We start from the raw sequence: 15,582 nt of genomic DNA on the forward strand, positions 1-15,582 counted from the left end.
CCGAATCAGACTCCGGTGCCGGCTCCGGCGCTGTTTCCGGTCGCGTGCGCCGCCCCGGTGGCGTCCCCCGCCCCGGTCGTCTCACCGCCCTCGTCGTCCTCGTCGTCCTCGTCGTCCTCGTCGTCCTCGTCCTGCCCCGCCCGCCGTCGCAGAGCGGCGTTCTCCCAGACCACCTTCACCTTCAGGTGCCCCTCGACGCCGGTCCGGGCGATGACCGCGCCCGCCTCCACGCTGAACTTCACCCCGAACTCCAGCTCCACCGTCGACGGTGCGGCCGGCATCGAGGTGATCCGCCGCAGTGTGCGGGCCGCCACGTCACGGATCTGGTCCAGGCCGTTCTCGAACCCGTCCACCGCGTCCGACCGCGCGCCGCTGCGCCGCCGTACCCGTTCCACCCCGGAGTCGTCCTCCGCCAGTTCCACATAGACCCCGGCCGAGCCCTCCCCCAGCTCGAACCGCACCAGCTCGTCGGACATGAGCTCCCCCTTCGTCCACCGTGCCCGGCCCGCCCCCGGTCCTCGGCGGCACCCGTGCCGGCATCTACCCGCCGCCCTCCGGCCTGAAGCACCGCCGAGCTCAGGTCAGCGGACAGGCCCTGTGGTGATCAGGACGTAGTCGAAGTACAGGGGATCGCCCTCCTCTACTCCGCGACGCTCGTCGATCGTGAGTGGGGAGCGGTCCTGATCGATTGTCAGTGGTGGGTGAGACGGTAGAAGCATCGAGTCGGAAAGAGGGGGCGCTGTCATGTCCGGATACCAGAACTACATCAATCACGTCGCTCTTGTGCTGGACGCCAGTTCGTCCATGTCGCATCTGAGCCGCAAGGTCGTCGAAGTCGCCGACCAGCAGATCGCCTACCTTGCCCGCCGGTCCAGGGAGCTGGACCAGGAGACCCGCGTCACGGTGTACGTCTTCGCGGACACGGTGGAGTGCGTCATCTACGACAAGGACGTGCTGCGGATGCCGTCGCTGAAGCAGCTGTACCGGGTCGGTGGAATGACGGCTCTGCTGGCGGCCGCGCTGAAGTCGCAGCGGGAGCTGGCGCAGACGGCTCAACTGTACGGCGACCACAGCTTTTTGACGTTCGTGCTCACCGACGGGCAGGAGAACGCGAGTCATCGCTCCCCGGATGCCCCTACCAGGGATCAACGCGGCCTGGTCAAGGCCGTGGCCGAGATGATCGAGACTCAGCAGGACAACTGGACGCTGGCCGTCCTGGTGCCGGACCAGATGGGCAAGCGCGAGGCCATGCAGTGCGGTTTCCCGAGGGACAACATCGCCATCTGGGACGCCACGAGCACACGGGGTCTGGAGGAGGCCGGGCAGGTCATCCGGCAGGCCACCGAGAATTTCATGGTGGGCCGCACACAGGGCATCCGGGGCTCGCGGGCGGTGTTCTCCACGGGTGCGGACACGGTCAACAAGGACACCATCAAGGCGGCCGGCCTCACCCCGGTGAATCCGTCGGCGTACCAGCTGATCCCGGTGGCTCGCGACGCGGCGATACGGGACTGGGTCATCGAGTGCGGGCACACCTACCGTACCGGTGGTGCGTTCTACCAGCTGAGCAAGTCGGAGAAGATCCAGGCGCGGAAGCAGATCGCGGTGCTGGAGAAGAAGTCGGACCGGGTGTACACGGGGCCCGAGGCCCGAGCCATGCTCGGCCTGCCGGACGTGGAGATCCGCGTCAAGCCGGACCACAACGACGACTTCACGATCTTCGTGCAGAGCACCAGCGTGAACCGGAAGCTCGTACCGAACACACGGCTGCTGCTGATGCTCTGACCGAAGCTGTGATCAGGTGGTGGGACAAAGGGTCGGTCCCGATCGTGGCCGTGGCGGGATCAGCTGGTGACGCCGCCGTCGACGACGAGGTCGTGGCCGACGACGAAGCTGGACTCGTCGGAGGCGAGCCAGAGCACCGCGGCCACGATCTCGTCGGTGGTGGCGACGCGGGCGATCGGCACTGTCGTGGCCAGTCGGGCCGCGCGGTCGGTGTCGGTCTCCCCGGGGCGCAGCGACATGCCGGTGTCGGTGGCGCCGGGGCTCACCGCGTTGATACGTACGTTGTCCTTGATGTGGTCCAGGGCGGCGACCCGGGTGAGGGTGCTCACGGCGGCCTTGGAGGCGGCGTAGGCGGCCATGCCGGGGCGGCGGCCGTGATAGCCGATGTTGGACGCGGTGTTGACGATGACGCCGCCGCCGTTGGCCCGCATATGGGCGATCTCCTGCTGCATGCTGTGCAGGACACCGTTCAGATTGACGTCCAGCACGGAGTGCCACACCGCCAGGTCCAGATCGCCGACCGGGGTGGGTTTGCCGAAGACGCCGGCGTTGTTGTGCGCGATATGCAGGCCGCCGTGGCGCTCCACCGTGGTGCGGACCAGACGCTCCATGTCCTCGGGCCGGGTGACGTCGGCGACGACCGCTTCGGCGGTGCCGCCGTCCTCCTCGTCGACGAGTCGCACGGTCTCCTCGATGGACTCGAGCCGGGCGCCGGCGGCGACCACGGTGGCGCCCTCACGGGCGAAAGCCCTGGCGCCGGCCCGGCCGATGCCGGATCCCGCGCCGGTGACGACGACGACCTTGTCCTTGAAACGGGCGGTCATGGGGGAAGCTCCTCGGTACCTGTCGTAGCGGACGGAATTACTTTGTCAGGCGGCCATGGCTCACCGCTTCAGGGTTCGAGGGAGAAAGCGTCGAGCGCCCCCCCGTGGATTCCCGTCGTGGGCAGGGGACTTGGCGTCGTCGGCGAACAGCCGTCGGCCACCCCTCCGGGTGTCGTGGCGGGCACGGATTGGTTGCGGTGCGGAGTTCTCGTCATGCTGCCGCCCGGGTGTGCGGCAGCATGACGAGCATGGGCAGAGACCGTTATGTCGACTTCTTGCGTGCGTGGGCGATCGTCCTGGTGGTGCTCGGCCACTGGCTGATCACCGGCCTGGTCCGGGAGAGCGACGGACGGATCACCGCGCCCGAGTTGTTGGCGACGGTCCCTTGGACGCAGTGGCTGACTCTGGGCTTTCAGATCATGCCGCTGTTCTTCCTGGCCGGCGGTCACGCCGCGGGGGGCTCCTGGTCGCGGGCGCGCGCGGCGGGTGGTTCCGCGGCCGGCTGGGTGGGACGGCGGTCGTTGCGGCTGCTGCTTCCGGCGGGCGCCTACAGCGGTCTTGTGCTGCTCGCCGTCGGGATCTGTGCGGCGGTCGGTGTGGATGCGGGCACGCTTGCGCTCGTGGGCTGGGCGATGGGCATGCAGTTCTGGTTCCTTCCGGTGTACCTGCTGCTCAGTGCCCTGACGCCGCCGCTGTATGCGGCACATCGGCGCTGGGGGCTGCGCGCCGCCGTGGTCATGGGCATGGGGGCCGCGGCCGTCGGGGTGCTGGTGGTGACGGTGCACGCGCCGTTTGCCGGTCTGGTCAACTACGTCCTGGTGTGGGGCGTGGCCTATCAGTTGGGCTTCTGCTGGCGGGACGGTCTGCTGACGCGTCGTCGGCGGGTGCCGGCCGCGATGGCGGTGGGCGGTGGGGCGGCGTTCGCGGCGCTGGTCGGTCTCGGGCCGTTCCCGGTCAGTCTGATCCTTGTGACGGGGCAGACGCCCAGCAACACCGACCCGCCGTCGCTGGCGATGCTGGCGTGGGTGGTGGCCCAGACCGGCGTGTGTCTGCTGGTCGCGCCAGCCGTGCGGAGGCTTCTGGACCGCGCGTGGGTGTGGCGTCTGGTGCGGCCGGTCGGCGGTGCGAGCCTGACGCTGTATCTGTGGCACATGCTGCCGGTGCTGGTCGTGGCCGCCGCGTTCTACCTGACCGACCTCGCGCCCGAGCCCGTCTTCGGGTCCGCCGGGTGGTGGGCGCTGCGGGTGCCGTGGCTGCTGGTGCTCGGGCTTGTGCTCGCCGGTCTCGCGGCGGCGCTGCGACCGCTGGAGCGGAAGCTGGCCACGCTGTACGAACGGACCCGCCCGGATGCCGGTCTGCGCCGCTCCTGGCCGCTGTGGCTCGGCCTCGCCGTGAACGTCGCCGCCCTGTCCCGCTTCGCCGTGCAGGGATTCGCGTACGAGGGTCGCTTCCCGGTGCTGCCCTCGCTGGGTCTCGTCCTGGGAATGGGGCTGTTGCTGCTGCCGGGCCGGAGCCGGACGGTGCCGGAGCGTCCCGTGCGGCGCGAGGCCGACCTGGAGGAGGCCGCCTGATCCGGTGGCCGCAGCACGGGGCTGATAGCGTGTCGCCGCCGTGGTGTACGGGAAACCGGTCGAAAGCCGGTGCGGCCCTCGCCACTGTAGCTGCGGAGTTCCGCGGCCCTCGCCGACCGCTCCACGGAGCGGTCGGGGCCACTGGGTGGATCGGGAACGAGCCGTCCGGGAAGGCCGGCCGTGGAATGTCGATGCAGAAGCCAGGAGACCGGTCACGGCGCGACATGTTCCACGAGGGTTTTGGAGAACACGTGCCCAGCGGTCCCCTGCGTCCGTTTCGATCTCGACGGTCCATACGTCCCACGCGTCCCACGCGTCCGGTGCGTTCGGCGCGCTCCGGTCTCGCCGCCGCGGCGCTCCTGCTCGTCGGTGCGCTCGGCGCCTGCACGGGCGCACCCGCGGCCGACGAGTCCGCCGCCACGTCCGGGAGCGGCCGGCCCGCGCCGGTGAGCGTGAGCAGCTGCGGCGTCACCACGACCGTCGCGGCACCCCCCAACCGGCTGGTCACCCTGAACCAGGGCGCCACCGAAGTGGCCCTGGCACTCGGCCTGGAGTCCCGGATGGCCGGAACGGCCTACCTGGACGACGCTATCCCGGCGAAGTGGAAGGCGGCCTACGACAGCGTCCCGGTGCTGGCCAAGGAGTACCCGAGCAAGGAAAAGCTCCTGGCGGCGCACCCGGACTTCCTCTACGCCTCCTACTCCAGCGCGTTCACCGACAAGGTGGCGGGCACTCAGGCGGAGCTGAGAACCGAGGGCATCGCGTCGTATCTGTCGAGGCTCGGCTGCCCCGGCGGCAAGCAGGCGCCGCCGCCGTCCTTCCAGACGGTGTGGGACGAACTGGCCGACGTCGCCGAGGTCTTCGGTGTCGCGCCGCGTGCGGCCGCCCTCCAGAAGGAGCAGAAGCGGCAGCTCTCCGCGCTCGAGGCCACGGCGGCGGGCAAGGGCCTGAAGGTGTTCTGGTACGACTCGGACACCAAGACCCCCTACGTCGGTGCCGGCCACGGCGGCCCCCAGCTGCTGCTCGACGCCGTAGGCGCCCGCAACGTCTTCGGCGCGCTGCCCGGTGGCTGGCAGCACGCGAGCTGGGAGAAGGTGATCGCCGCGGACCCGGACGTCATCGTGCTCGCGGACGCCGACCGGGACACCGCACAGTCCAAGATCGACTATCTGGAGCACGATCCTGTGCTGAGCAAGCTCACGGCTGTCCGGCACCATGCCTTCGTGGTCGTGCCGTTCTCCGAGACGACACCCGGTGTACTGCTCGCCGACGGCGCCGCCCGGCTCTCGGCCGGTCTCAGCAAGGTGCACCCGCGTTCATGACCGCGGCCGACCGCATCGCCGCACGGCCGGCAGGCCCGAGTCGTGCGGCGGTGGCCCTGGCCGTCGCTGCGGTCCTGCTGCCGGCCGTCGCCCTGGCCGGCCTCGCCGTGGGATCCGTCCATGAGCCGCCGGGCGTGGTGGCCGACGTAGTCCTGCGCCGGCTCGGCCTCGGCAGCGCCCCGGTCACGCTGCTGGACGACCAGATCGTCTGGCAGCTGCGGCTGCCCCGGGTCCTGGGGGCCGCGGCGACGGGCGCGGGCCTCGCGATGTGCGGCGCGGTGCTGCAGACCCTGACGGGGAACGATCTGGCAGACCCCTATCTGCTCGGAATCTCCGACGGGGCGGCCGTCGGCGCGGTCACCGTGATCGTCCTCGGCGTCGGAGCCACCGGCGCCGCGGCCACCGGCGCGCTCTCGGCGGCCGCCTTCGTGGGCGCCCTGCTCGCGGTGGTCGTCGTGCTGACCCTGGCCGGTGCGCGCACCTGGTCCCTGCCGGCCGCTCGGACCGTGCTGGCCGGTATCGCGGTGGGGCAGATGTGCGCCGCGTACACCTCGTTCGTGGTGCTGGTCCTCGGCGACCGCGATGCCGCGCGGGGCGTCATGGAGTGGACGCTGGGCTCGGTGGCCGGCGTGCGGTGGCACACGGCGCTCTTCCTGACCGCGGTGGCCGTCCTCGGCACGCTGGTCATGGTCACGGCCGCCCGGGACCTGGACGCGTTCGCGTTCGGTGAGACCGCGGCCCGCTCCTTCGGCGTCCCTGTCGAACGTGTCCGCTGGGCCCTGATCGCCACGGCCGCGCTGGTGACCGCGTGTCTGGTCGCCCACACCGGGGTCATCGGATTCGTCGGCCTGGTCGTACCGCATGTCGTCCGCCTGGTCTGCGGCCCGCGCCATGCCCTGCTGCTGCCGATGTCGGCGCTGCTCGGCGCGTCGCTGCTGGTGGGCAGTGACATCGTGGCGCGTTCGGTGCTCAGCGACCGGGAGATACCGGTCGGCATCGTCACCGCCGGACTGGGCGCGCCGTTCTTCGCATGGCTGCTGTGGCTCCAGGGACGCAACGGGTCCACCGCGGGGGGCCGGTCATGACCGGCAGGGACCCGGTGGTGCTGCGGGCCGAGGACGTCGGCGTGCGGATCGACGACGCCACCTTGCTGACGGATGTGCGGCTGGGCTTCGCCCCCGGCAGGACGACGGGACTGCTCGGGCCGAACGGTGCCGGCAAGACGACGCTGCTGCGGGCCCTCGCCGGTCTGCGCCGGCCGCAGACGGGCCGGGTCCTCCTCGACGGCGGTGATCTGTACGCCCTCTCGGCCCGCCGACGGGCGCGCCGGGTGGCGTTCATGGAGCAGCAGGCCGACACCACACTGCCGCTGACGGCCCGTCAGGTCATCGAGCTGGGGCGCACTCCGCACCGCGGCCGCTGGCCCGTCCCCGCGGGCTCCGCCGCCGACCGCGAGCGGTCCGTGATCGGCGACGCCGTCACCACTGTCGCCGTCGGCGGGCTGCTCGACAGGACCTGGGCGTCCCTGTCCGGCGGGGAGCGCCAGCGGGTCCAGCTCGCGCGGGCCCTGGCGCAGGAACCCGGGGTGCTTCTGCTGGACGAGCCCACCAACCACCTGGACCTGCGCCATCAGATCGGCTTCCTGGAAACCGTGCGCGGACTCGGCATCACCACCGTCGCGGCCCTGCACGACCTCGAACTGGCCGCGGCGTACTGCGACGAGATCGCCGTGCTGTTCGACGGCCGCCTGGTCGCCCATGGGCCCGCGCGCGAGGTGCTCACCTCGGAGACGATCGCGCGTGTCTACCGGGTCGACGCGACCGTGGAGCGGCATCCCCGGCACGACAGACCGCACATCCGGTGGAACGGACTGCTTCCCGAAGGGCCGCGTCATGAGCCGTGACCGTACGAACGCCCCCGCGGCGCCCGACCGGGACCGGGCCACGGTCCTGGTCGGCATGTCCCTCACGGAGGCCGACCGCAGGGCCGAGCTGCTCGGGGCGGCCGCACCCCTGGGCGCCACAACGGCGTTCCTGCAGCAGGGCGACCCGTCCCTGTCGGCCGAGCTGACCAGGCTGGCCGACGCGGGGACGGAGACCGTCGTACTGATCGGGATCCGTCTGGGAGCCTCGGGTCCGGGCCACTCATGGCTGCGGCGGATCGCGGCGCACTGGTGGCGGGAGCGCGTCGGCCACCGCCCCGCTCTGCTCGTCGCCACCCGGCTCGCCGCCGCCGCGGACGCCGTGACCGTGGCGGCGGAGGTCAAGCCGATCACCGGTGCGGAGCCCGGCCTGACCTCCGCGGCCTGGAACGAGGTCCCCGGCCACCGGCACCAGGTCCTGGTGTGCCGCGGGCCGCGCTGTACGGCCAAGGGCGCGGACGAGACCCTGGCCGCGCTCGTGCGGCGGCTGACGGAGCACGGGCTGGGCGACGACGACGTCCTGGTGACGCAGACGGGGTGCCAGTTCCCCTGCAACCAGGCGCCGGTGGTCAGTGTGCAGCCCGACGACGTCTGGTACGGGCGGGTGGACGCGGCGGCTGCCGTCACGATCCTGTCGGAGCATCTCATCGGCGGCCGGCCGGTCACGGCGCACCGCCTCCCCCGGCACAGGAGCGACCGTACGGGCGGTGCGGAGGAAGGCTGACGGCGTCCGCGGCGGCGTCCGCGGCCCCTCCGGCATGGTCTCCGGGGGCTGCGCCCCGAGCGGTCCCGCCCGCCGGAGCGCCGCCCGGGGACCGGCAGGTGCCCCGGCCAGGGACCGGTGATCGGTCGTGGCCGGGGCGTGCGCACCGGGGTCCAGGCGGATCGCCCGCGGCTGATCGGCCGGGGCGTGCGCCTACGGTCGGTGAGGCGTCGTCACTTCAGGGCGGGCGGTGCGGCCTGTGTAGAGGTGCCCCAGGTCGAGGGCCGGGGACCGACCGTGTAGTCGATCGAGCGCAGTCCGCGCAGTGCGCCGGTGGTCAGATAGGTCCGGTCGTAGGGCGATGCGTCGGTGCGGACCTTCTGGATGTAGCGGTTGGAGTCGGAGGTTCCCGGAGCATTGATCGTGAGGTGTCCGCCCGGGTGGTAGCGGCGGTCCAGCCGCAGGTCGACACGGTCGAAGACGGGCGTGGTCAGGCCCCAGGTGGGGTAGCCGGGCTGCACCGGGAACAGTCCGATGGCGGACAGCACGTTCCAGGCGGACATGGTGCCCAGGTCGTCGTTGCCGGTCATTCCGGTCGGCTCGTCGGTGAACAGGGTGAGCGCGGCGTGCACCACGTCGGTGGTCTTCCAGGGCTGCCCCGTGGAGAGATAGGTGTACGGGGCGATGAGGTCGGGTTCGTTCTGCGGGTTGTACTTGTCGGCGTTGTAGTAGTCGTAGGCGCCGTTGACCCACACCTCGCGGGTGGTCTTCACCGGGTCCTTCAGAAGCTGGTCGTAGGCGAAGAAGGCGTCGAGGCGGTCGTTGGCGGCCTGCCTGCCTCCGATGAGGTCGGTCATGCCGGGCAGGTCCTGCGGCACGAGCCACTGGTACTGCCAGGAGGTGCCCTCGTGGAAGCCGACACTCTGCGCCGGGTCGGCCGGTCCGGTGAAGGCGCCGGAGGCGTCGCGGGCGCGGAAGAAGCCGGTCGAGGGGTCGAAGACATTGCGGTAGTTGCGGGAGCGGGCGGCGTACCGGTCGGCGTCCGCCCGGTGGCCGAGCGAGCGGGCCATCTGGGCGAGCATCGCGTCCGACAGGGCGTACTCCAGGGTCGCCGAGGCCCCGTGGTCGTAGTCCGAGTCACCGGGCTTCGCGTGCGGCCGGTTCGCGAGGTAGGGGGCGAAGCCGTTGTGGAGGTACTCCTGGTTCGCCTCGCGGCCCACGGCGGGGGAACCGGCGGGCGGCACGCCGTCGGCGTTCTTCTTCAGTGCCTGGTACGCCCGCTCCTCGTACCCCTTGAGCAGGCCCTGCTGGTAGGCGTTGGTCAGGTAGGGGGTGACGGGGTCGCCGGTCATGATGTTGGTCTCGACGGTGCCGTAGCCCCACTTGGGCAGCCAGCCGCTCTCCTCGGCGACCCGGATCACCGAGATGGCCATGTCCCGGGCCTCACCGGGCGCGAGCAGCGCCAGGAACTGGGCCTGGGTGCGGTAGGTGTCCCACAGCGACCAGTTCTGGTAGTACGTGAAGCCCTGGGTGCGGTGGACGCGCTGGTCCCATCCGGTGTAGCGGCCGTCGGTGTCGCTGCCCACGTTGGGCGCCAGGAACGAGCGGTACAGCGCCGAGTAGAAGGTGCGGCGTACGGTGGCGTCGCCGCCCTGGACGCGTATGTCGCCGAGCCGGTCCTCCCAGGCCCGCCGCGCCGCCTGTCGCACGACGTCGAAGGAACGGCCGCCCTCGGCGCGCAGGTTGCCCGCCGCACCGGAGGCGTCGACGTAGGACAGCGCGGTCGTCGCCTCGACCGTGCGCTTCCTGGTGGTGTCGAAGCGGAGGTAGGCGCCGCCGGGGCCGGCCGTGGAACCGGCGGTGACCTTGGTGCCGTCCCAGGTGCCGTACGCGGTGAAGGGCCGGTCGAAACGGGTGAGCGTGTAGACGGTGTAGGGCCGGGTGTCCTGGCAGAAGCCCTGGCCGGTGATGGCGGTGCGTACGGTGCGGCTGTCCAGGATCTCCACCTTCGTGGAGAGCGTCTGGTGCAGTGCCTGGCCCGCGTTCAGCAGGACGTTGGCCTTGTCGGTGGCCGGGAAGGTGTAGCGCTGCACCCCGGTGCGGGTGCTCGCCGTCAGCTCGGCCGTGATCCCGGAGGACAGGCCGACCCGGTAGTAGCCGGGGCTCGCCTGCTCGTCGTCGTGGCGGAAGGAGGCCGCGTACTTCGCGTAGTCCGTCTCCGTGACGTCACCGACGGTCGGCAGCACCGGCAGGTCACCGCCGAGCCCGCAGCCAACGCCGGAGAGGTGTACCAGGGAGAAGCCGCGGATGTGGTCCTGGGCATAGTCGTAGCCGGTGTTGTGGCCGGTGTCCGGCGAGAGCTGCACCATGCCGAAGGGCACGGCCGCGCCGGGGAAGGTGTTGCCCTCGTTCTCCGTCCCGATGAACGGATTGACCAGATCGACGAGGTCACCCTGCTGGGCGGCTGCCGGGGGCGCGGGAGAGACGAGCGCGGCGAACATCAGCAGGGCCGCAGCCACCATCGTCCCCGCGGCACGAAGCTGTCGGGAGCGGTTCATGACGGAATGGCCTCCTGGAGGGTCGGACAACGTTGTCACGAACGGTGTGCCATTCTTCGTCGCCGTCGTGTACTCGTCAAGACTGTCGGCGACCCCGGTTCGGTGACCCCAACCCCTCCCCCGACCCCTCCGAAGCATGCCGAGGTCGAGTGACGTTGCGCACATCCCGGCTGGCCGGCCCGGCCGCACACGCTCCGGCCACGGGGGCGTCGCTCCATCAACGCCATTGCGAGGGAGGGCGACTGACGGGGAGCCAGGGAATGCCGCACACCATGACACCTGCGGGGACGGACCGCCGGAGCGGTCCGGCCACGCTCGCCGCCGCGGCTATCTTTCTCGAATATGAAAACCATTCGCATTAAGGGGTTGCTCGGCGCCTGCCTGCTGCTCCCCGGACTCGCCGCCTGCGGTGCGAGCAACACGGCCTCCCCGGGGACCCCGGACGCGGCACGGCCCTCCGGCACGGTCACGACCAGCTGCGGTCTCAGCACGAGGGTGCCCGCTCCCCCTGAGCGAGCCGTCTCCCTGGAGCAGAACGCCACGGAGATCATGCTCAGCCTGGGGCTGGCCGACCGGATGGCCGGCACCTCCTACCAGACGGATCCCGTGCTCCCCTCACTGGCCGCGGAGTACCGGAAGGTTCCGGTGCTCGCCAAGCAGTACCCCAGCCATGAGGCCGTCCTCGCCGAGGAGCCGGACTTCCTGTACTCCACGCTCTCCTCGGCATACGCCGACGAGGCGGCGGGCCCCCGCGCCGGCTGGAAGAAGCTCGGTGTGCCGGCCTACCTCTCCGCCCATGACTGCGAGAAACCCGAACTGACGCCCGGCGAGGTGCGTTTCGACGCCGTCTTCGACGAGATCGAGGACATCGCCACCATCTTCGGCGTCGAGAAGCGCGGGGAGAGGACGGTCAAGGATCTGCGCGTCCGGCTCGACCGGGCGGTGCGCGAGGCGCCGAAGAACACCGGTGCGAAGGTGATGTGGTACTACTCCGGCACCACCACGCCCTATATCGCCGGGCACGGCGGGCTGCCCTCGACGGTCAGCGAACTGGTGGGGGTGGACAACGCCTTCGACGACATCCATCAGAAGTGGCCGGCGGGCAACTGGGAGAAGATCGCCGAGCGTGACCCGGACGTCATCGTGCTGGCGGATCTGACCCGCGGAGGGGACGGGGACAGCGCCGAGGCGAAGAAGCGGTTCCTGCGCTCCCATCCCGTCACCTCGCAGCTCGACGCCGTGCGCCACAACCGCTTCATCGTGGTGCCCGGTTCGGCCATGGACCCCTCCATCCGCAGCGTCAGCCTGGCGGAGGAGGTCAGCAAGGGACTGGCCGCCCTCTACGGCTGACACCGCCCCCGTCCCGTCCCCACCCGTTCGAAGGACATCTGCATGACCGACACCACCGCTCTGCCCCCGCGCGTTCTCCTGGAGCGCTGGGACGCCCAGCAATCCGCCTACGTCGCCCACCGGGAGCTGCGCTTCCAGTCGATGCTGGACGTACTGCGCCTTGCCCTGCCCGAGTCGTTCCATGTGCTGGACCTCGCCTGCGGCCCCGGCTCCCTGGCCGACCGTGTCCTGCGCGCCTTCCCCGGGGCGCGGGTCACGGCCGTCGACTACGACCCCGTGCTGCTGCGCATAGCCGGTGAGGTGCTCGCGGAGCACGGCGACCGGGCGACCGTCGTGGACACCGACCTCGTACGCGCCGACTGGGCCGAACCGCTGGCCGGAGAGAGGTTCGACGCCGTCGTCTCCTCCACCGCCCTGCACTGGCTCTCCCCCACCCAACTGCTGCGTGCCTACACCGCGCTGGCCGACCTGCTGCCGCCGGGCGCGGTCTTCCTCAACGCCGACCATCTGCGCTACGGGCCCGAGCACCAGACCCTGGGCGCGCTGTCCGAGCGGCACGACGCCGAGGTGCAGCGCACCACGTTCGCCGCCGGTGCCGACACCTGGGACGACTGGTACGAACTCGCGGTGGCGCAGCCGGGCATGCCCCCGCTCGCCGCCGAACGAGAGCAGCGGTTCGCGGACCGTCCGCCGCAGCCGCCGGCGCCGCTCCACTTCCATCTGTCGGCCCTGCGCACCGCGGGCTTCACCGAGGCGGGAACGGTCTGGCAGTACCTCGACGACTATGTGGTGTTCGCCCGCCGATGACCACTGCCGTCACCGGGGCAGGCCGTCGGCGGGGCGTGCTCGTCCTCGTCGGCTGCGGTGCTCTGCTGCCGCTGTCCATGCTCGTCGCCGTCGGTACGGGCAGCGCCGACATACCGCCGCTGGACGTGGCCCGCAGCATCGGCGCCCATCTCGGAGCGCCCTGGGAGGCGCTGCCTCCGCTGCGGGACAGCATCGTGTGGAACCTGCGGCTGCCGCGCGTCCTGCTGGCCGCGCTGGTGGGGGCGGGACTCGCGGTGTGCGGCACGGTCCTGCAGGCCGTGACCCGCAATCCGCTGGCCGACCCCTATCTCCTCGGGGTGTCGGCCGGCGCGTCCACCGGGGCCGTACTGGTCCTGGTGCTCGGCTTCGGTGGCCTCGGCCTGCCCGCCGGGGCCTTCGCCGGCGCGATGGCGGCCTTCGGCTGCGTCCTGCTCCTGCTGGGCCGCTCGCTCGGCTCCGCCACCAAGGTGGTGCTGTCGGGTGTCGTCGCCTCCCAGCTGTTCAGCGCGCTCACCAGCCTTGTCGTCGTCCGCTCCGGCGACGCCGAACGCACCAGGGCGGTGACGTTCTGGCTGCTCGGCTCGCTGGCCTCCGCCGACTGGACCTCGGTGGGCGTGTGCACCGCGACCACCGCGGCCGGCCTGCTGGTCTGTCTGCTGTACGCCCGCCGTCTCGACGCACTCGCCTTCGGCCGGGAGACCGCCTCGACCCTGGGCTTCTCGCCGCCCCGCACCGAGCTGGTGCTGTACGGGACGACGGCCGTCGTCACCGGCTCCCTCGTCGCGGCCAGCGGCGCCATCGGGTTCGTCGGCCTGCTGGTCCCGCACGCGGCGCGGATGCTCAACAGGGCGCCGCACCGGGTGCTGCTGCCGTCCTCGGCACTGCTCGGGGCGGTCTTTCTGATCTGGGCGGACACGGCCGCGCGCAGCGCCTTCGGTGCCGGGGAGATGCCGGTCGGCGTGCTCACCGCGCTCATCGGTGTTCCGGCCTTCGCGGCGTTGCTGCGCAGACGAACGGCCGCGCCGTGAGGGGCCCGGGGATCGCGTGCGCGGCGCGCTCGCTGGAGTGGGCGGCAAGCGGCCGCACGGTCGTCGACGACGTCTCCTTCGACGTGCCGCCGGGGTGCTTCACCGGGCTGATCGGGCCGAACGGCTCGGGCAAGTCCACCGTGCTGCGTCTGCTCGCCGGGCTGCGCCGCCCCACCTCCGGGCACGCCCTGCTGGACGGATCCGACGTCGCGGCCCTGAAGAGGCGTGAGGTCGCCCGCCGGCTGGCCTTCGTCGCCCAGGAGACCGCCTCGGACGTCGACACGACCGTGTCGGAGGTCGTCATGCTGGGCCGGGCCCCGCACCGCGGACGCTCGGCCACCACCGACGAGGACGTCCGGGCGGTCGGACAGGCCATGGCGGCGATGGAGGTGACGGCGCTCGCCGAACGGTCCTGGGCCGGACTGTCCGGCGGCGAACGGCAACGGGTGAACATCGCCCGGGCGCTGGCCCAGCAGACCCCCGTGGTGCTGCTCGACGAACCCACCAACCATCTGGACATCAGCCACCGGCTCGGCCTCATGGAGTTGCTCTCGCGCACCGACGCCACGGTCGTCGCGGCGCTCCATGAACTCGACCTGGCGGCCCGCTACTGCGACCGATTGGTGCTCCTGGACGCCGGCCGGGTGGTCGCGGCCGGCCCTCCCGCCACGGTTCTCACCCCACGCCTCCTGGAGCAGGTCTACCGGGTCCGGGCCACCGTGCACCCGGGCCCGGACGGCAGACCTGACCTGCGTCTGTCCCCGCTGCCCCGGCGGTGAGCACCATCGGTTCCGCGCGGCCGGCGAGCCCTTCAACGCCTTGCTTCGCTCGCCGGGGTGACGGGGGATCGGGTTCGCGCGTTCCCGGCCGTCCGTGATGGCTTGCGCTCACGAGATGTCCGGGCAAGGTCAGGCATCGTGTGATGTGTGCCACGAGTCCGACGGTTCTTGAAAAAACAACCTTCGCGTCGGTCTCCACCGCTGCAGCTCAGGGCCCGTTTCCCGACTCCTGACCCAACTCGGTGATCACGTTCCGCTTACAAAAAAGATCGCAGAGTAATGTTTTTTGAGGGTCATATGAGGTGTGCCGTTGGATCCTGAACAAGCCCGACGCCGCCGAACACGTCGACCGCCTCGCCCAGGAACCCGACGCCCCCGCCGACGACCCCCATCTGGACGTCGACGGTGCCCTGGTCTTCGCCTGCCTCCTCCATCTGACCGACCACCGCGAAAGCGCCCAGTTCTGGTGGCAGCTCGCCGCCGGGGCCGGCCACCGCGCCGCCGCGTACTGCCTCCATCTGCACCACCTGGGGCTGGGCGAGACCCGCGAGGCCCAGCACTGGCTGCACGAGGTCACCCACGACGTCCTCGGTGCCGAGGCGCCCGACGAGGCCTTCCTCGCCATCCTGGAAGCCGTCGCGCTGTATGTCCGCAGGAACGGCTCCAGCCTGGCCGGCGCCCCGACCGGGGGCCTTGAGATGGAGGTCGACCGCCTGGCCACCGTCAAGACCGGCTCCTGCATCATCGTCCGGCGCCCCGACCGCCGATTGGCCGACCAGCTGCACGACTTCACCCGCCGCTGAGGTCTCCGAGGCCGGCCGCCGGAAGGGGCTCCTGCACCACAGCAGCCCACGTATCTCTTGTGAGAAGGATGCCAAGTGCACAGTGGCAAGCTGAAGACCTCATTCTCCCGTATGGCCCACCACCTGCGGGA

14 protein-coding genes and 1 riboswitch are annotated in these 15,582 nt (G+C 71.3%); of the genes, 11 read left to right on the plus strand and 3 right to left on the minus strand.

Going from position 1 to position 15,582, the window contains the following annotated elements; genetic code table 11:
* Positions 1 to 5: 5 nt before the first annotated feature.
* Entirely contained in the window at positions 6 to 476 is a 471-nt protein-coding gene (locus CP978_RS34745) for a CU044_2847 family protein (RefSeq protein WP_063839036.1), read from the minus strand.
* Between the two features lie 268 nt (positions 477 to 744).
* Here CP978_RS34745 and CP978_RS02780 point away from each other — a divergent pair, with 268 nt between their 5' ends.
* Positions 745 to 1,785 carry a vWA domain-containing protein gene (locus tag CP978_RS02780; protein WP_043437226.1) on the plus strand — a complete coding sequence of 347 codons (1,041 nt, stop codon included), beginning with the start codon at positions 745 to 747 and terminating at the stop codon, positions 1,783 to 1,785.
* 59 nt (positions 1,786 to 1,844) lie between these two features.
* Here CP978_RS02780 and CP978_RS02785 read toward each other — a convergent pair whose 3' ends face one another.
* A complete protein-coding gene (locus CP978_RS02785; RefSeq protein ID WP_043437227.1) occupies positions 1,845 to 2,609 on the minus strand; it encodes an SDR family NAD(P)-dependent oxidoreductase in 765 nt (254 codons plus the stop codon).
* A gap of 248 nt (positions 2,610 to 2,857) precedes the next feature.
* Here CP978_RS02785 and CP978_RS02790 point away from each other — a divergent pair, with 248 nt between their 5' ends.
* The 5 genes from CP978_RS02790 (at position 2,858) to CP978_RS02810 (ending at position 8,147) form a co-directional block, all read left to right on the plus strand.
* Positions 2,858 to 4,180: an acyltransferase family protein gene (locus tag CP978_RS02790; RefSeq protein ID WP_043437228.1), complete on the plus strand. Its 1,323-nt coding sequence runs from the start codon at positions 2,858 to 2,860 to the stop codon at positions 4,178 to 4,180.
* A gap of 24 nt (positions 4,181 to 4,204) precedes the next feature.
* A riboswitch (cobalamin riboswitch) is annotated at positions 4,205 to 4,410 on the plus strand.
* A 90-nt stretch (positions 4,411 to 4,500) separates the two neighbouring features.
* Positions 4,501 to 5,502, plus strand: coding sequence for an ABC transporter substrate-binding protein (locus tag CP978_RS02795; RefSeq protein WP_043437229.1), 1,002 nt, complete (start codon positions 4,501 to 4,503; stop codon positions 5,500 to 5,502).
* Positions 5,499 to 6,587, plus strand: coding sequence for a FecCD family ABC transporter permease (locus tag CP978_RS02800; RefSeq protein ID WP_079161975.1), 1,089 nt, complete (start codon positions 5,499 to 5,501; stop codon positions 6,585 to 6,587). Before CP978_RS02795 ends, CP978_RS02800 begins: the two co-directional genes overlap by 4 nt.
* Entirely contained in the window at positions 6,584 to 7,405 is an 822-nt protein-coding gene (locus tag CP978_RS02805) for an ABC transporter ATP-binding protein (RefSeq protein WP_079161976.1), read from the plus strand. The genes CP978_RS02800 and CP978_RS02805 overlap by 4 nt, the downstream gene beginning before the upstream one ends.
* Positions 7,395 to 8,147 carry a (2Fe-2S) ferredoxin domain-containing protein gene (locus tag CP978_RS02810; RefSeq protein WP_107070335.1) on the plus strand — a complete coding sequence of 251 codons (753 nt, stop codon included), beginning with the start codon at positions 7,395 to 7,397 and terminating at the stop codon, positions 8,145 to 8,147. The genes CP978_RS02805 and CP978_RS02810 overlap by 11 nt, the downstream gene beginning before the upstream one ends.
* Before the next feature lie 212 nt (positions 8,148 to 8,359).
* Here CP978_RS02810 and CP978_RS02815 read toward each other — a convergent pair whose 3' ends face one another.
* Positions 8,360 to 10,627, minus strand: coding sequence for a GH92 family glycosyl hydrolase (locus CP978_RS02815; protein WP_227745603.1), 2,268 nt, complete (start codon positions 10,625 to 10,627; stop codon positions 8,360 to 8,362).
* Between the two features lie 399 nt (positions 10,628 to 11,026).
* Between CP978_RS02815 and CP978_RS02820 the strand changes: the two genes are divergently transcribed.
* The 5 genes from CP978_RS02820 (at position 11,027) to CP978_RS02840 (ending at position 15,451) form a co-directional block, all read left to right on the plus strand.
* Positions 11,027 to 12,034: an ABC transporter substrate-binding protein gene (locus CP978_RS02820; protein ID WP_043437233.1), complete on the plus strand. Its 1,008-nt coding sequence runs from the start codon at positions 11,027 to 11,029 to the stop codon at positions 12,032 to 12,034.
* Between the two features lie 42 nt (positions 12,035 to 12,076).
* A complete protein-coding gene (locus CP978_RS02825) occupies positions 12,077 to 12,841 on the plus strand; it encodes a class I SAM-dependent methyltransferase (protein WP_043437238.1) in 765 nt (254 codons plus the stop codon).
* Complete coding sequence (locus tag CP978_RS02830; protein WP_043437239.1) at positions 12,838 to 13,869, plus strand: FecCD family ABC transporter permease; 1,032 nt, start codon at positions 12,838 to 12,840, stop codon at positions 13,867 to 13,869. Before CP978_RS02825 ends, CP978_RS02830 begins: the two co-directional genes overlap by 4 nt.
* Positions 13,866 to 14,648: an ABC transporter ATP-binding protein gene (locus CP978_RS02835; RefSeq protein ID WP_043437240.1), complete on the plus strand. Its 783-nt coding sequence runs from the start codon at positions 13,866 to 13,868 to the stop codon at positions 14,646 to 14,648. The genes CP978_RS02830 and CP978_RS02835 overlap by 4 nt, the downstream gene beginning before the upstream one ends.
* A 302-nt stretch (positions 14,649 to 14,950) precedes the next feature.
* Complete coding sequence (locus CP978_RS02840; protein WP_227745300.1) at positions 14,951 to 15,451, plus strand: hypothetical protein; 501 nt, start codon at positions 14,951 to 14,953, stop codon at positions 15,449 to 15,451.
* Positions 15,452 to 15,582: the final 131 nt, after the last annotated feature.

It is taken from the genome of Streptomyces nodosus, from assembly GCF_008704995.1.
Lineage (GTDB): Bacteria > Actinomycetota > Actinomycetes > Streptomycetales > Streptomycetaceae > Streptomyces > Streptomyces nodosus.

Excerpts from the sequence above, each read along its gene's own strand:
- CP978_RS34745 (WP_063839036.1), bottom strand. The coding sequence starts at position 476 with ATGTCCGACGAGCTGGTGCGGTTCGAGCTGGGGGAGGGCTCGGCCGGG.
- CP978_RS02780 (WP_043437226.1), top strand. The coding sequence starts at position 745 with ATGTCCGGATACCAGAACTACATCAATCACGTCGCTCTTGTGCTGGAC.
- CP978_RS02785 (WP_043437227.1), bottom strand. The coding sequence starts at position 2,609 with ATGACCGCCCGTTTCAAGGACAAGGTCGTCGTCGTCACCGGCGCGGGA.
- CP978_RS02790 (WP_043437228.1), top strand. The coding sequence starts at position 2,858 with ATGGGCAGAGACCGTTATGTCGACTTCTTGCGTGCGTGGGCGATCGTC.
- CP978_RS02800 (WP_079161975.1), top strand. The coding sequence starts at position 5,499 with ATGACCGCGGCCGACCGCATCGCCGCACGGCCGGCAGGCCCGAGTCGT.
- CP978_RS02805 (WP_079161976.1), top strand. The coding sequence starts at position 6,584 with ATGACCGGCAGGGACCCGGTGGTGCTGCGGGCCGAGGACGTCGGCGTG.
- CP978_RS02810 (WP_107070335.1), top strand. The coding sequence starts at position 7,395 with ATGAGCCGTGACCGTACGAACGCCCCCGCGGCGCCCGACCGGGACCGG.
- CP978_RS02815 (WP_227745603.1), bottom strand. The coding sequence starts at position 10,627 with ATGTTCGCCGCGCTCGTCTCTCCCGCGCCCCCGGCAGCCGCCCAGCAG.
- CP978_RS02820 (WP_043437233.1), top strand. The coding sequence starts at position 11,027 with ATGAAAACCATTCGCATTAAGGGGTTGCTCGGCGCCTGCCTGCTGCTC.
- CP978_RS02825 (WP_043437238.1), top strand. The coding sequence starts at position 12,077 with ATGACCGACACCACCGCTCTGCCCCCGCGCGTTCTCCTGGAGCGCTGG.
- CP978_RS02830 (WP_043437239.1), top strand. The coding sequence starts at position 12,838 with ATGACCACTGCCGTCACCGGGGCAGGCCGTCGGCGGGGCGTGCTCGTC.